Origin of the sequence: Mycoplasma phocoenae, assembly GCF_012934855.1 — a bacterium.
Classification (GTDB): Bacteria; Bacillota_I; Bacilli_A; order Mycoplasmatales; family Metamycoplasmataceae; genus Metamycoplasma; species Metamycoplasma phocoenae.
This window is the reverse complement of the sequence record NZ_CP051481.1, coordinates 98487-114563: the sequence shown is the minus strand read 5'-3', so window position 1 is coordinate 114563 and position 16077 is coordinate 98487. Positions and strand designations below refer to the sequence as shown.

The following is a 16077-nucleotide window of genomic DNA, read 5'->3' as shown; positions in this document are numbered from 1 at the left end:
ATGATTAAATTAATTAACGAAAAAAATACAAATTTATTATTAAAAGCTGTTTTTAAAGGGATGCAATTTCCTGAAGCAGTTTTAGAAAAAAACAACGTAGTTACAGAACTACACTCAAAAAAAATTGCATATGCATTTTTAGGAGAAAAAGAAAACTATAAATATTCAACATTAAAAGCGTTTGTTCAAAGTTTTGTAGCATCACAACAAAGAGATTTCCAAATTGATGTTAGATCATTTACTACTGGAAAAGTTTCATCAGAAGAAGTTGTAAAAGCATTTCACGAAGCTTTCACATTCAAACATGCTTCAGTTTTCACAATGAAAACAAATCAAACAAATGAAGAGCCAGAATTAAGTTTATATTCAACAAAAGATTTATCGGAAGCGTTTAATATTGCTCAAATTCATTCTGAAGCTATTACATTCACAAGAAACTTACAAAGAATGGTTCCAAACATTGCCAACTCAGAATACTTAGCACAAGCTTACTTAGATGAATTAAAACAATACCCAAATTTAAAAGTCAAAGTTTTAAACAAAAAAGATATTGAAAAACACAACATGGGTCTGTTATTAAGTGTTAACCGTGGAAGTATGTATGAAGCACGTTTAGTTGTTGTGGAATACAATGGAAACCCAGAAAGCGAAGAAAAATTAGCTTTAGTTGGTAAAGGTATTACATTTGATTCAGGTGGATATTCATTAAAACCATCAAGATTTATGTTAGGTATGAAATATGATATGTCAGGTTCTGCAATAGTAGCCGGAGCTATGAAAGTTATTGCACAAACTAAACCAAAATCAAACGTGGTAGCAGTATTGCCATTAACAGATAACCGTGTAAACGGGGATGCATCTATTCCTGACGCAGTTTGAACATCAATGAATGGTAAAACCGTTGAAATTAATAACACTGATGCTGAAGGACGTTTAGTTCTAGCTGATGGTATGACATATGCCATTCGTGAATCAAAAGCCACAAAAGTATTAACAATTGCAACATTAACCGGAGCTATTTTAAGTGCATTCGGAACTACTCATACAGGTATTTGAGCAACAAATGATAATGACTGAAAAGCTTTAAATAAATCAGCTGAATTATCAGATGAATTAGTATGAAGAATGCCATTACATGAAGCATATTCAAAAGGAATTAAAGACACAAAAGTTGCTGATTTAAAAAATACTGATTTAAGTGGAAACGCCGGAAGTTCATCAGCAGCAATGTTCTTAAAAGAATTTGCTGAAGATAAAGACTTTATTCACGTTGACATTGCTGGTACAGCTGAAATAAATGATGTTCCAATGGGTGTTATGGTTAAAACCTTAAGTCAATTAGCTAAACACATTAAATAATGAAAAAAGTTAAATTAAATATTGGTCAAATATATAACTCTTGATCCGAATATATTGATGATAAATCATTTAACAAATGTGTTTTAGAATCATTAAATAATTATGAAAGCAACGTTTTTTCACACAATATTTTTCAAAGTGATGAAGTTGCGAATATTATTATTGAAGTATCAAATATGATGATTGAATTGATTACATCATATGAGACAATGAGAAAATATTCAGTACATTTATTTTTTAGTGAATGTATGTTAATTAAAAATGAAAGATCTCGTTATATTGAAGCTTTATTTGATGTTTTTTGACACAATGAATGTTTAAGTCAAATAATGGATATTATTAAATACTATAAAAAGAAAATATTGAGTTTATTAAAAAGAAAAAAATCTATTCTAGCTAATCTTTCGATAGATTATGATAAATTCAGAATTGATTTTGTTAATAAAATAGACATGATATTAGATTTTATTGAAAACTGCAATATCATTGCGATTGAATATATTATTACGAATTCAAGATTTTTAACTTATTTTACAGGATTAAGTAAAGAAGACAGAGATAGTATGGCTGTTGAATTAGAAGATCAAACAAAATCTGAATTTAGTGATTCAATTTCTTTTGAAGATGATATATATAATAATGATTTAAATAAAGAAATTAATTAAGTTGGTTTTACCAACTTTTTTATATCCCTTAAAAAAGGTTTACAATCTTATATAGAAAGGGAGTGAATATGATATTGAGTTTATCATTAATTTTATTATTAGGTTTTTTAGCTGGTTTTATATGTAAACAAATTAAATTGCCGCCACTAATAGGGATGCTCGGCGTAGGAATAATAATAGGACCAAGCGTTTTAAACATAATTGATAAATCACTATTGGCTATAGCTAGTGAATTACGTTCTATTGCTTTAATAGTGATTCTAACTAGAGCTGGATTAAAATTAAAAACAACTGATTTAAGAGCCATTGGCCGTCCTGCCGTATTGATTTCATTTGTGCCGGCAACGTTTGAATTGTTAGCTGTTGTAATATTTGCACCATTATTAATAGAAGGTATAAAACCGCTAGACGCTGCTATGATGGGGAGTGTACTGGCAGCCGTGTCTCCGGCAGTAATAATTCCAACTATGATTAAAATAATGAGCGAGAAATATGGAGTTAAAAAAAGAATACCTCATTTAATACTAGCAGGATCGTCAGTAGATGATATATATGTAATTGTTTTATTTTATGCTTTATTAAATTTTTCTTTAGGAAATTCAATGACAGCATGAGATATTATCAAGGTACCATTATCTATAATACTAGGTGTAGGATTAGGTTTAATACTGGGTTATATAATCGTGAAATTGTTTAAATGAATTCAATTACCAAATATTATCCAATTAATCATTGTGTTGGGTATTTCGTTCGGATTGTATGGATTAGAACACACATTTGAAAAATACTTCCCAGTGTCAGCATTATTAGCTGTTATATCACTAGCATTAATGATTCAAAAACTGAATCCTAAAGAAGCAGCAATCATGGAAAAATCCTACTCGAATATTTGACAAGTATTTGAAATTATTTTATTTGTTTTAGTGGGAGCTGCAACCGACTTACAAAGCTTAAATAAATCTGGATTAATGTTAACGCTGGTAATTGTAATTGCACTGATATTTAGAGGTATTGGCGTTATGCTAGCTTTAATTAAAACCGGTCTTACAGTTAAAGAAAAAATATTCTGTATTATATCGTTTATCCCTAAAGCAACAGTTCAAGCTGCTATCGGGGGTATTGCATTAGCTAATGGATTATCATCTGGTACATCAATACTTAGCTTAGCAGTATTATCCATATTAATCACCGCCCCTTTAGGTTCAATCTTAATTGAGTTAACATACAAGAAATTATTAACAAAAAACGATGATTATATTTTAGAAAAGGTTTAATACTTTCATTTGTAATATTTATTAATGAAAAATATAAAAAAACATTGACAAGATTCAATGTTTTTTTATATTTACTAATGTAAGTAAGCTAATGGGTCACCCATTGGTAATATAATGGGTTCTTCTTCTAATCCCTTTAAGTATTTAGGATCTACATATTTTTTATCCACAACACATTGGAAGTTGTATTCAATAAATCATTCATTAGACATTGAGAAAAATCCTTTAAATCCATTATCTGTTCCTCATGAGTTTTCAACTTTTCATTTGATTGGGTTTTTATTTTCATCTAAATCAACACCAGTAAAACTCATTAAGTGAGTAGGCATTGTTAAGAAATAATTCATTCTGTCTGCTTTAGTCATTGTGTTATTTACTAATGTGTTTGCATAGTCAAACACTTCAGTATCCATAATACCTAATTTACGGTCGTGCATTTTGCCAACATCACAAGCGTGTGGCACTGGCACTCCATCTAATATAGAATCACGACTTGCTTTAATTAATTCCTCCATAGGAACGTTTAATTGTTTGTTATTTGCTGATTCATATACACTATTGAAATATTCAGAAGATAAAACTTTCCCATATGGGTAAATTTCACGAGCATCTGAAACCAAATTTACTTTTTCATTTAATGAATTTCCTAAAATCATTTCATAAAATTCAACTGGTGTCACATTAGATAATTTTTGAGTTTTTTTATCTTTATCTTTGTATTGAAAATTAAATGATTTTGGGGGCATACCTAATGCTTTCACACATATTGAATAAATATCATTTAATCCCTGTTCTTTTAATTCTCTCAATTTATTAATATCAGCTCCCTTTTTATGAGCGTTTCTTAAAATCATTGCATATTCTTTTGCTTTGTAGTTTAAAACTTCTAAAAATTGGTGTGTATTAATTGATGTGGCTGTGTCTGGCATCAGCGCTTTAGGTACAATACCGTATTTATTTATTAAAGCTAAGAATCATTCTCAGAATCCACCGTCGTCAATAGGTCCGTCCATAAAGTATTTAAATTTTGGATCATTAAAATCTAAATCTAATCCGTATTGAATAATGTTTTCTAAAAAAGTGTTTGCTTTTTCAATTTTGTCGAAAAAGTGTAAATACGATTGACTTAATTCAATATCTTCAATATCGAATTTTTTCATTGCGCTAATACGCGCCATATTCAATGAAGCAAATATTCAACATCTACCTGATGATTTTTGGTTTGTAATTGAACCATTTTTGGTTTCGTGTGAGTATAAATTGTTGTGTTTTCTTAAAATTTCATTATTGAATGAAGCGTTATTAATTCCGTTTTTTGTTATTGCATTCATTAATAAAATGTTTTCTTTTTTTGATTTGAAATTTTGTTCAAATTTGTTTAATAATTCTTTAGTAATTTTCATATATCTCCTAAGCCATTGGATCTCATGGATCAATGATAATTGGTTCCATATCCAATCCTTTTAAATATTCTTCTGATACGTATTTTTTATCAACAACACATTCAAAGTTAAAGTCTTCGAATCATTTATCTGACATTGAGAAAAATCCCTTTCTCCCTTTTTCATCTCCTCATGAGTTTTCGACTTTTCATTTAATCGGTTGTTCATTTTCATCTAAATCTACACCAACAAAGTTCATAGCGTGGTTAGGAATATTCATGTGTGTATTTATTTGTTCAGATTTAGATAATGTATATAAAGGTTTTAAAACGTTTGAATAATCAAATAATTCTGAATCTAAAATACCTGTTTTTACGTCAATAAATTGTGAAACATCACACGCAAATCAAACACCTTTGTTATCTTTAATTGATTTTATAGTTGCTAATTTCAACTCATTAATAGGAACATTTAACGCTGTATTGGTTAATCCTTCAATTGCGGTTTTAAAATATTTAGCTTGAATAACTCTTCCGTATGGGAATTTGTATTCTCTCGGATCATGTACAAGTGTTATTTTATTTTCTAATTCATCACCAACGAATTTATCGAAAAATTCATTAGGTGTAATATTTTGTATTTTTACAAATTTATCATCTTTATCTTTGTATTCAAAATCAAATGTTTTTGGAGGCATTCCCAGTGTTTTGACACATGTATCAAATACTGAATAAAGTGTTTCTTCTTTTAATTCCAATATTTTATTCATTGGCGCATTATTTGCTTTTAATTTTCTCATTTCATTAGCGGCTTGTTTTACGATGATGTTTAAAACTTTTTCTAATGTTGAGGTTGCTGATGAATGGTATGTTTCTGGCATTACTGATTTTGGCACAGCTCCATATTTTTTATATAGTGAAGCAAATCATTCGTAGTAACCACCATCACTAACTGGTCCATTGTAAAACAGAGTCAGCAAACGATCATCTTCCTCTAAATCCAATCCGTATTGAATAATGTTTTCTAAAAATGTGTTCGCTTTTTCCATTTTTTCTCAGAATAAGAAATAGTTTTCACTAAATTCAAAATCTTTGATTGACATTAGTTCCATTGATTTAGTTCTCGCCATATTCAATGAAGCAAATATTCAACATCTACCTGATGATTTTTGATTTGTTATTGACCCATTTTTCACTTCATGGCTAAATTCAAAATTGTGTTTTCTTAAAACTTCGTTATTAAAAGCAGTTGCTTCGATACCATTTTTGGCTACTGAGTTTTTTATTATATTTGCAACTTTATCGTTTGCAAATCTGTCTTCAAATTTATTAATTAATTCATTATCAATTTTCATTTTTCTATCTTTCATATTAATACCCCATTTCTTCTTCGTATTCATCAAGTGTTCCATAGAATAGGAAACTTTCATTTTGTTTAACTTCTAATATAACATTAGCAGCAGCTTTTACTAACCCTCGGTTATATGTTGTAAATATTAATCCTGAACGGTATTTTTCCATTGCTTCAATCAATGAATCAATGCTTTCAGAGTCTAAGTGATCAGTAGGTTGATCAAATACTAAAAAGTTTGACTCCTCTAACATCAATTTAGAGAACATTAAACGAGCTTTTTCTCCACCAGATGTTACTTTTACTTTTTTAAATACTGAGTCGTTTGAAAATAACATTCTACCTAGATAAGCTCTCATTCTGTGGTCGGAATTATCTTTGGTTTCTTGAGTGGAATTATTCAATGGTCATTGACTAATTCAATCGATAATGTTCATGTCATTTTCAAAGAATTCTTTATTGTTATTTGGGAAGTAGTTAGGCTTAATTGTTATACCTCATTCCACAGTTCCACTTGTTGGTTGAATTTTCCCCATTATGATTTCTAATAATCTTGTTTTAGCTATGTCATCATCTCCAACAATAGCCATTTTTTCACCGTTTTTTAAAACGAACGAAACATTTTCAAATAATGTTTCTCCTTTTTCATTAATATAAGAAAGATTATTTACTTCAAGAATTTGTTTACCAGGAGCACGATTTAATTCAAAATTAATGAATGGATATTTACGTGACGATGGTTTAATGTCGTCAAGAACAATTTTATCCAGCGCTTTCTTTCTACTTGTTGCTTGGCGTGATTTTGAAGCGTTAGCGCTAAAACGAGCAATGAATTCTTTAAGTTTAGCAGCTTGTTCTTCTTTTTTAAGATTTGATTGTTTACGCATTTCCATAATTAATTGGCTTGATTGTTTTCAGAATGAATAGTTCCCAGAGAACAATCTGGCTTCAGAAAAATCAATATCAACAGTATGTGTACAAACTGAGTCCAGAAAATCACTATCGTGGCTAACTACAATAACAATGTTTTCGTAATCTATTAAAAAGTTTTCTAATCATTTGATTGTTTTTAAATCAAGGTGGTTAGTTGGCTCATCCATTATTAAAATGTCTGGGTTTCCAAATAAAGCTTTAGCAATCAATACTTTAACTTTCTCAACAGCTTTTAATTTATTCATTGGAATCATTCATTTTTCTTCTGGAATACCTAAACCTGATAAAAGAATTTGTGCATCATTTTCCGCAGTTCATCCTCCCATTTCACCAAATTTACTTTCTAATTCACTGGCCCTTTCGTAGTCCTCAACTGTAGCTTCTGGATTTTCGTAAATTGCATTTTTTTCTGATTGAATTTTGTAAAGTTCTTGGTTACCCATGATAACTACATTCGTAACAATTTCATCATCAAATTCGTTTTGATTTTGACTTAAAACCGAAAGTCTTGAACCTTTTGATTTAATAACTTCACCGCTCGATTGTTCTTCCTGTCCTGAAATTATTCTTAAAAATGTACTTTTTCCTACTCCGTTAGCTCCGATAATACCGTAAGTATTTCCGGGTAGAAATTTAAGATTTACGTTTTGAAATAATTTTTTGTCACTAAATATTTTGCTTAAATTTTGTACTTCTAACATATTTACTCCTTTTTTTTATTGCTATACTAATAATTAATTTTACTATTAATAAATTAATAGATTAAAATAATATACAATATTTTTACTTATCATTAAATTAGATAAGCCAAAAATAAAAGTAAAGGAGACAAAAAATGGAAAGAAAACTTTCAGAACAAGAAGTTGTTCGTCGTGAAAAAATCGAACAACTTGCTAATATTTCTAAAGAAGCTTTCAGATTGGCAATTAAAGCTAGTCACACAACTCAAAATATTCATGATGAATTCAATCAATTTACACGTGAAGAGTTAGAAGCAAAGAATGTAAATATATCAGTAAATGGAAGAATTATTGCTAAGCGTGGACCATTTTTAGTTCTTCAAGATCGTGATAATAATATTCAAGTTTACATGGATAAAAAATCATTCAATGAATCACAACAAGAATTATTAAAATTATTAGATTTAGGAGACATTTTACACGCAAAAGGTTTAGTATCAAAAACGCATACTGGTGAATTAATGGTTAAAGCTGCCGAATTTGAATTATTAACTAAAGCATTAAAACCATTGCCAGATAAATTCCATGGTTTAGTAGATCAAGAAGAAAGATACCGTCACCGTTATGTTGATTTAATTGTTAATAAAGACAGTAAAAACACATTTATTTTACGTTCAAAAATCATCCGTTCTATTCGTAAATTTTTTGATGACAATGGATATTTAGAAGTTGACACACCAGTGTTACAACCAATTTTAGGTGGAGCAGCAGCTAAACCATTCATTACATATTACAACGCTTTATCAAGCGATTTCTATTTACGTATAGCTACTGAATTACCATTGAAAAAATGTTTAGTTGGAGGACTTGAGAGAGTTTACGAAATTGGACGTATTTTCCGTAATGAAGGGGTAGATACAACACATAATCCAGAATTTACTTCTATTGAATTCTATGAAGCATATTCAAATATGGAAGGAATGATGGAACGTTGCGAACAACTATTCAACTATCTAGCTAACGAATTAGGATTTGAAACAGTTACATTTGGCGGAAAAGAAATTTCATTTAAAGCACCATTCAACAGAATTAATATGGTTGATGCTGTAAGCGAAAAAGTTGGTGTGGACGTAAGAACATTAAATGACGAACAAGCAGTTGAATTAGCTAAAAAACATGGAATTAAAGTTGAAAAATACTTTAAATTAGGACACGTTATTAATGAATTATTTGAACTATATGTTGAAAAAGAATTAATTCAACCTACATTTGTTTGAGGACATCCAATTGAAATATCACCTTTAGCTGTTAAAACACCTGAAGATCCTAGATTTACATTACGTGCTGAATTATTTATCAACACAAAAGAATTTGCAAACATGTTTACTGAATTAACCGACCCTATTGATCAATTAGAAAGATTTGAATCTCAATTAGAAGAAAAAGAATCAGGAAATGAAGAAGCAAACGAAATTGATTGAGATTTTGTGGAATCATTAGAATACGGAATGCCACCAGCTGGTGGATGCGGAATTGGTATTGATCGTTTAATTATGTTATTAACTGAAAACGACTCAATCCGTGAAGTATTATTATTCCCTCAATTAAAAAATATCGAAAAATAAAAAAAGCAGTATAACACTGTTTTTTTTATTTTTCAACTTACAAAATTTCGATAATTTTTAAAAAAAACATTGTCAATCACTTTTTATTTATTTTTTAAATAAATTTTAATCTCAATATTGAAAACATTTTATGTGTTACGACATTGGGTTATTTATATTAACTTTAATTACAAAAAATGTGTAAATTTATATTTTTTAAACCTTATAAAATTCTTGAATATATTTATATATATTAAAATTTTTATGTTTCAGATATATGTAATTTTTATTATAAAAACAAGGAAATATGAATTCAAATAAGAAAAAAATTTATTAATGTCGTTGCTAAGTTTAACAGCTGTATCAGCTTCCGCTGCTGCGGCTTCAGTTTTTTGAGTATTCCCAAACTATTTTAAAATTGATGATTTAATAAAACAAGCTCAAGAATTAGCTAAACAAGACAAAACAAAAGCCGCTGACTTACAAGCTAAAATTGATGCAGCACAAGCCGAAATTAACAAACTTACTGATCAATCAGATAAAGATCAATACGCACCCGCAATTGACGAATTAATTGACGTAAAAAATGCTATTGAAAAACTTGAGGCTGTGGAAAATGCTGCACCTGCAGAATTACAAACTGCTATAGAAGCTGCTCAACAAGCACTTACTTCAGTTGATGAAGATACAGCTGACAATCAAACAAAAGCTCAATTACAAGCTAGAATTGATGCTTTGAATTTAACTGACGAGGAATTAATTAATAAAGCTAGAGAAATTTTAAAACAAGCTGAATCAACACATCAAAATGGCGAAACTTCCTCAGTATTGCCAAATGTAAAAGAATGAATTGATTTACTGCCTGAAGGTGAAGAAAAAGAATCGTTAAAAGAAGAATTACAAAAAGCTAAAGCAAATGATTTGCTTATTACTACTGAAATCTTTTCAAAATCAGACGAAATAATCACAAAAGAAGAAATACAAGAAAAACTAGACACAGCTTTATCAGAAATCAATAAATTAAAATCACAAAAAGATAAAGATGTGTATTCAGAAAGAATAAAAGTAGTAAAAAGTGCGATAAAGATTATAGAATTCACTGATAATTTAGAATCGGAATTAAATACACAAAATGATCCGTTAGACGAATGAAACAGTATTATCGAAAATCAAAACTGAGATGAAGATTTTCCAAATAATACTTTCTTTTGAATAGGTAAGGCGTTATATGGAGAAGAAGATTATCAAATGGCGGATGAAAATGAAAAATTAAATTATGACTATTTATCATATAATGATTTGAAAGATCATTCAAAAGAAAATTATATAAATTTATTTACCAATCAATATTTAAAAGCTCAATCATTATTTAAACAATGATTGAAAAAAACTTCGGATAATCTTTTAGAAAATTTGAAAAATAAAATAGAAAAAATAAACTTTGAAACAGAATACAATAAAGAATGATACCAACTTCATTCCCAATTAAAAGAAGAATATTATGCTACATTGGCTCAGTATTATTATCATTTTGAAAGTTTTAAAACATTAGAATTTTTAAAAAATATACCTGAACAAGTGGGTTTCAACACTAATAATATAGATGATAACGGATTCCAAAAAATAAAGGAAAATATTCAAAAAAGTTCCAAATATAAACAAATACTTAATGAATGAGATAAAGGTTTAATAATTATAAAAATGAATATAAAAAAATAATAAAAGAATATTTTGTCAAACTGTACTCAGGAGCATCTTTTGGAGAAATTCCACAGGTATCTGATAGAAAAGCATCAGAAATGACAATTGATGATTTAGAACTAATCGCTTATGAACATTTTAGCAAATATCGTGGTACAAAAGAAGAAAATGCATTTATGATTCTGTTAAACGGTTACATGAGATTTAGAGTGGATTATCCTTCTGATGTGCCAATATATGGCTATATTGAAGAAGAATTGTGATCATGAGAGGCACTAAAAATAAAAGATCCTTCTTGAGTATTTAAACCTGTTATAATTGGGCATGACGACCAAAAAGGAATGTTGAAAATCAGAACTAGTTTTTATTCAGAGGCTTTCGGTCAAGAAATATATCACGATTTAACTTTAACGGGTTTTATGACAGAGAAATAATAAATTAAAATAGAACTCATTTTTATTTATTAAAATAATGTACTTATAAATTTTAGTTGAATTTAAGGTAAAAAAACAATACAAAAACAATGTGTTGTTTTTTTTGTATATTCATTTGTTATTTAAAAACTATTATATTAGTGAAAGCTACTTAAAGCTAAAATAAAAATACACAGTAATTTTTCTAAAGGTCGTTATTTGCAAGTAATTTAATTTAGGTTTTTACTGATGCAATCAAAAATAAAAAACACAACGTTTTGTATGAATGTTGTGTTTTATTTTAAATTCATAAAATATTGAATAATAGCAGAAATTTTTTCAGAACACAAGTTTAATGATTCTTTATAAGTTAAAGAATTATTTTTATTAACAATAATATCCGATACTATTTTCACAATTGATAAATTGTATTGATTGTTATACAATAAATTTGTTTGTAATAAAGCGCAAGATTCCATATCAACTAAATTGAAAGCATTATCAAATCCATCCAAAATTTGAGAATCAAAAACAAATGTATCACCTGTTAAAATATTTGTATTATCAACATCTTTAATATGTTTAGTTATAAATTCAATTTCATTTTTATTTACTGAATACATTTGAGGCATATTAGGTAATTGACCTTTTTTATAGTTGGGTAGTATTCTTAAATCTACATCGTGGTAAGCAGCGTTATTAATGATAAAAATATCTCCAATATTGTGATCAGGATTTAATGAACCCGCGGTACCAATATTAATAATATGTTCATAATAATCATTAGGTATTTTATTGAAATTTATACCTGCATTGATTTTACCTACACCAGTAATTAATATATCTATTGAATTGCTTGTTTTATTAGAATATATTGTAATCAAATTATCTTCATTTTCAATTCATGTGTGTGTTTTTAGAATATGTTCTATTTCTTCTTTTTCAGCGACGATAAATAAAAATTTACTTGTTTTGTAATTAAATAATTCAATTGATTCATTAAGCATTATTTATTTACCTCCTTAATTTTATTTAACAGCTGAATTTTAAATATATTATATGTGTCAGAAGTGAATGGGTTTTGTTTATTTAAATACGCAGACATGACTGAAGCATTTTGTAAAAAACTTATTAAATAGCCAACTGTATCTTCTTTGTCATCAGCAAGAGTTATATGGTTATATCTTATTTTACCCAGTTCAAAGTTGGTTTTAATTAAAGCTGCAGATGAAAATTCTAATAATTTGTTTTGAGTCAATGAACTTATCATTAATTGTTCTTCGTCTTCATTATAAGAAGATACAGCTTGGAAGTCGATATCTCTTTGTTCAATACTTAAAAATGTTTGAAAGGCATTTTTAATATTAGTTTGGATATACTGAAGTTTGGTTGAAATTTCTTTAGGATATGTTGCAATATCCAAAATTAAAGCGTTTTGATTATTAGTAGTTGATTGAGAAAACAAAAATTTTCAATAATTTGAAATGTTACTCAATGATTCCTCATTGACTACAAATATTTCATGATTCATTTTGTGCAACTCTAGAGCATTTCTAACAACTGCGTATAAATAAGCTGTATTATCGCGTAATTTGTTTTTTGTATACAACTCAAATCCTTTTTTTGCCCCCGACACTATTTTATTGATATCAACACCAGCACAAGATAAGCTTAATAAAGAAGCTGATGTCAATAAAGAATAAGCTTCATGTATTTGATCTGGAAAAACAAATTGAATATATAAATTATCGCGTGCTAATTCCATTAAATATCCGTTATTAGCGTCAGTTGTTATATATATGTATTTAGCAGCTGTTTTGCTTCCTAATTTTTGCTCTAAAAATGAAGTAAATATTTTTAAATTACTGATTACGTCAAGATCATCTCCAGATTTTGATATTGCGTGAATGGCAAAATTTTTTGTTTCTAAGTATTCAGTAACAGACTGAATTTCTCTACCGCTTAAAAAATGATCAACAAATATTATTTCCATTTCTTGATGAAGGTTTTTATAATTTAAACCATACATAAAATCTAGTACAGCCTTAGTTTGTATTGATATTGAATAAGGTGCAATAACTAACAATACTTCACAATCATTTTGAATTTTTTTAGCTGTTTTATTAATTTCTTTTAAATCCGCTGTCCCTTCGTTTTGAAGATCTAAAAAATCAAGATATTCACTACCTTCTATGCTTCTATCATTAATTTTCTCAATAATGCTGTCAATTTTCGATTGGTATGCGCTAATTACATTTGCAATATCCCCGATTGAATGTTTAACGTCTAAATTAATTTTTTCTGCCATTTTTTAGTCCTTTCTTTGAGAATTGCAATAATTTTTTGAAACCCGGTTCATTTTTTTCGAATTTAAAATTGAACGGATTACGTAAAAATTTAGGTCTTGTTATTTTAAAAGAAACAATATATGTTTTTTTTGATTTATCAACATCAATAATTTTTAATAACATTCAGTCATCAATTTTAAAATGATCTTCTAAATCTCCAATAAAATAATCACTAACTTCTTTTAAGTTTAAACGACAAATAGTGTCGTCTTTAGCCTTAAATAAAACAAAAGTTCTATATAGTTTGATAACTCTAGCATTTATTAATTGACCTATTTTTTCTTCCATAACTACTCCATTCAATGTTTGTATTAATATTATATTAAGTAAAACTTAAAATAATAAAAACAACATTTAAATATTTAAAAATGTTGTTCGTTAAATTATTTAGTTAAAGTATAACCACTTTCAGCAAAGGCGTTTGCGTGAATATTGGTTTTATCTGTTGGCAATGTAACATTAGTTAATGCTGTGTCGCCTTGAAAAGCGTTTCCTTCAATGTTCGTTGCTTTTGGTAAGTTTGCAGTAGTTAATTTAGTATTTGATGAAAAAGCACCTTGTTTAATTATTTGAACTTCAGGTAAATTCACTTCTGTCAGTCCAGTGTTGTGAAAGGCACCTGAGTTAATTGTTTTCAATTTGTCAGCTGTTAATGTTGCTAAATTTATCGCATTTGTAAATGCTTGTAATTCAACAGTTATTAATTCAGGCGTTTCAATAGCTTGTAATGATGAACATCCCTTAAATGCCTCACCTTTAATTATTGTGACTTTAGGCATTTTAATTGTAGTTAATTTTGTATTCATTCTAAATGCGTTTTCATGAATTTCAGTAACGTTTGTTATGTCTACTGTTTCAATACTTTGTAATTCTCTGAATGCATCAGCTGGCACTTTAATTAATGCTGGCAATGTAACAGTTGTTAAACTTTCGCAACCTGCAAAAGCATTATTTTCTATTTTTGTAACTTCAGGCAAGTTAATAACTTTTAGTGATTTAGCTGCATAAAAAGCATTTACTGGAACTTTTGTTATTTTTGCTAAATTAATTGTTTTTAATGATTTTGCACTATTGAAAGCATCAACACCTATTTGAGTAACGTTTGGAAAGTTAGCAGCTTTTAAATTTCCGTCCCCCATAAATGCTTTAGAACCAATAGTTTGTAATAAAGGAGCTTCAAATGTTTCTAAAGAAGGATTTCCAAAAAACGACTCATTACCAATATTTTTTAGGCTTGGGAATTTTAATGATTGAAGGTTGGCACAATAAATAAAAGCTTCAGTTGCAATATCGGTCAATTTATCAGCTTTAAAGCTGATTAATTCCCTGTTGTAAGCGAAAGCACCAAAACCGATTTTTTTCAATGAGGCGAACTCAAGATTTTTTAACGATTCACATCCTCTGAATGCGTCCGATTTAATGACTTCCACCTTAGGCAAAATAACTTCAGTTAGTTTTTTATTTTCTTCAAAACTGTGTTCACCAACACTTGTTACATTGTCAAATTTAATTTTAGTTAATTGGCTCGACACTGCGAATGCATAATCTTCAATTTTGGTAATATAAGGCATTTCAACATTTGTTAATTTAGAATCACTTTGAAATGCTCTTGTTGCAATTGTATGTATTGATTTATCTTCAATTTTTAAATTTGAAATTTTATCTTTGAATTTAGATTTAAATTTCATGATTTTTCCATTTTTTACCTCGAATAAATCACTAGTTTTAGGCATTTTTTCAATTTTCAAAAGTACTGAATTACTATTAGAATATATTTTATTTGGCTTATTGAATAGTTTATAAACCACTGTAATATTATTCAAGTCTGAAGCGAATATTTCTTCAATTTTAACTTCTGTATCTTTATCTAAATTATGTTGAATATCAAATGCATTTTTTTCTTCAATAATAACATCAACAAAACTTTTATCTGCTTTCACTTTAATTTTTATTGAATCTTTATCAGAAATTTCTTCATTTAATTTTTTTGTAATTTTATTTATATTAGCAACTGAACCAACATCTTCGGGGTTTTTTTCCTTTGCATTATCATCACAAGAAATTACGGTAAAAGGTATTGCTAAAGCAACAACATTGATTACTGATAAACATCCTAATAATTTTCAATTTTTTTTGTTTTTTTTCATATTACTCCTTTGTGTTTTCATACTCAATTATAGATAAACTATTTTTAATATTGGTCATTTTATGAAAAATTCGTTCTTTAAAAAACATTATAAAACAGATTTTTTTAAACTTAAACAACGATTTTGTTGTATACTAAAGTAATGATTAAAGAACGCAAAGCGACAGCAATGAATACAACTTTCACAATTTATGGCATTGATATTGTGAAAATTTTACTGTT

The 16077-nt window shown here is 28.1% G+C and carries 13 protein-coding genes; 6 read left to right on the top strand and 7 right to left on the bottom strand.

The annotated features are described in order from the left end of the window. From HGG69_RS00370 to HGG69_RS00360, 3 genes are all read left to right on the top strand, one after another. Positions 1-1359, top strand: coding sequence for a M17 family metallopeptidase (locus tag HGG69_RS00370; protein WP_169604839.1), 1359 nt, complete (start codon positions 1-3; stop codon positions 1357-1359). Beyond that, a complete protein-coding gene (locus tag HGG69_RS00365; RefSeq protein WP_169604838.1) occupies positions 1359-2024 on the top strand; it encodes a hypothetical protein in 666 nt (221 codons plus the stop codon). Before HGG69_RS00370 ends, HGG69_RS00365 begins: the two co-directional genes overlap by 1 nt. A 68-nt stretch (positions 2025-2092) precedes the next feature. Next, positions 2093-3298 (top strand): cation:proton antiporter domain-containing protein, encoded by a 1206-nt coding sequence (locus HGG69_RS00360; protein WP_169604837.1) that lies wholly within the window; start codon positions 2093-2095, stop codon positions 3296-3298. A gap of 74 nt (positions 3299-3372) precedes the next feature. Here HGG69_RS00360 and HGG69_RS00355 read toward each other — a convergent pair whose 3' ends face one another. From HGG69_RS00355 to HGG69_RS00345, 3 genes are read right to left on the bottom strand one after another with little or no spacing between them, the layout of a single operon-like run. Then, the gene (locus HGG69_RS00355) at positions 3373-4701 is read right to left on the bottom strand and encodes a C1 family peptidase (RefSeq protein ID WP_169604836.1); all 1329 of its coding nucleotides are present in this window, start codon (positions 4699-4701) and stop codon (positions 3373-3375) included. A 7-nt stretch (positions 4702-4708) separates the two neighbouring features. Next, positions 4709-6049: a C1 family peptidase gene (locus HGG69_RS00350; protein ID WP_237077110.1), complete on the bottom strand. Its 1341-nt coding sequence runs from the start codon at positions 6047-6049 to the stop codon at positions 4709-4711. Position 6050: 1 nt separating this feature from the next. After that, on the bottom strand, positions 6051-7664 hold the full coding sequence (locus tag HGG69_RS00345) for an ABC-F family ATP-binding cassette domain-containing protein (protein ID WP_169604835.1): 1614 nt from the start codon (positions 7662-7664) through the stop codon (positions 6051-6053). Positions 7665-7798: 134 nt separating this feature from the next. On the opposite strand from HGG69_RS00345, the gene lysS reads away from it, so the two are divergent. From lysS to HGG69_RS00330, 3 genes are all read left to right on the top strand, one after another. Then, the gene (gene lysS / locus HGG69_RS00340) at positions 7799-9268 is read left to right on the top strand and encodes a lysine--tRNA ligase (protein WP_169604834.1); all 1470 of its coding nucleotides are present in this window, start codon (positions 7799-7801) and stop codon (positions 9266-9268) included. 315 nt (positions 9269-9583) lie between these two features. Beyond that, positions 9584-10966, top strand: a complete 1383-nt coding sequence (locus HGG69_RS00335; protein WP_169604833.1) for a hypothetical protein — start codon at positions 9584-9586, stop codon at positions 10964-10966. An 80-nt stretch (positions 10967-11046) separates the two neighbouring features. After that, a complete protein-coding gene (locus HGG69_RS00330; RefSeq protein ID WP_169604832.1) occupies positions 11047-11382 on the top strand; it encodes a hypothetical protein in 336 nt (111 codons plus the stop codon). Between the two features lie 275 nt (positions 11383-11657). Here the strand turns inward: HGG69_RS00330 and HGG69_RS00325 are convergent, their stop codons facing one another. From HGG69_RS00325 to HGG69_RS00310, 4 genes are all read right to left on the bottom strand, one after another. Next, positions 11658-12368, bottom strand: a complete 711-nt coding sequence (locus tag HGG69_RS00325) for a 5'-methylthioadenosine/S-adenosylhomocysteine nucleosidase family protein (RefSeq protein WP_169604831.1) — start codon at positions 12366-12368, stop codon at positions 11658-11660. Then, positions 12368-13669, bottom strand: coding sequence for a glucose-6-phosphate isomerase (locus HGG69_RS00320; RefSeq protein WP_169604830.1), 1302 nt, complete (start codon positions 13667-13669; stop codon positions 12368-12370). The genes HGG69_RS00325 and HGG69_RS00320 overlap by 1 nt, the downstream gene beginning before the upstream one ends. Beyond that, positions 13653-13997, bottom strand: coding sequence for a S1 domain-containing protein (locus tag HGG69_RS00315; protein ID WP_169604829.1), 345 nt, complete (start codon positions 13995-13997; stop codon positions 13653-13655). The genes HGG69_RS00320 and HGG69_RS00315 overlap by 17 nt, the downstream gene beginning before the upstream one ends. Positions 13998-14092: 95 nt before the next feature. Then, positions 14093-15856, bottom strand: a complete 1764-nt coding sequence (locus HGG69_RS00310; protein ID WP_169604828.1) for a leucine-rich repeat domain-containing protein — start codon at positions 15854-15856, stop codon at positions 14093-14095. Positions 15857-16077: the final 221 nt, after the last annotated feature.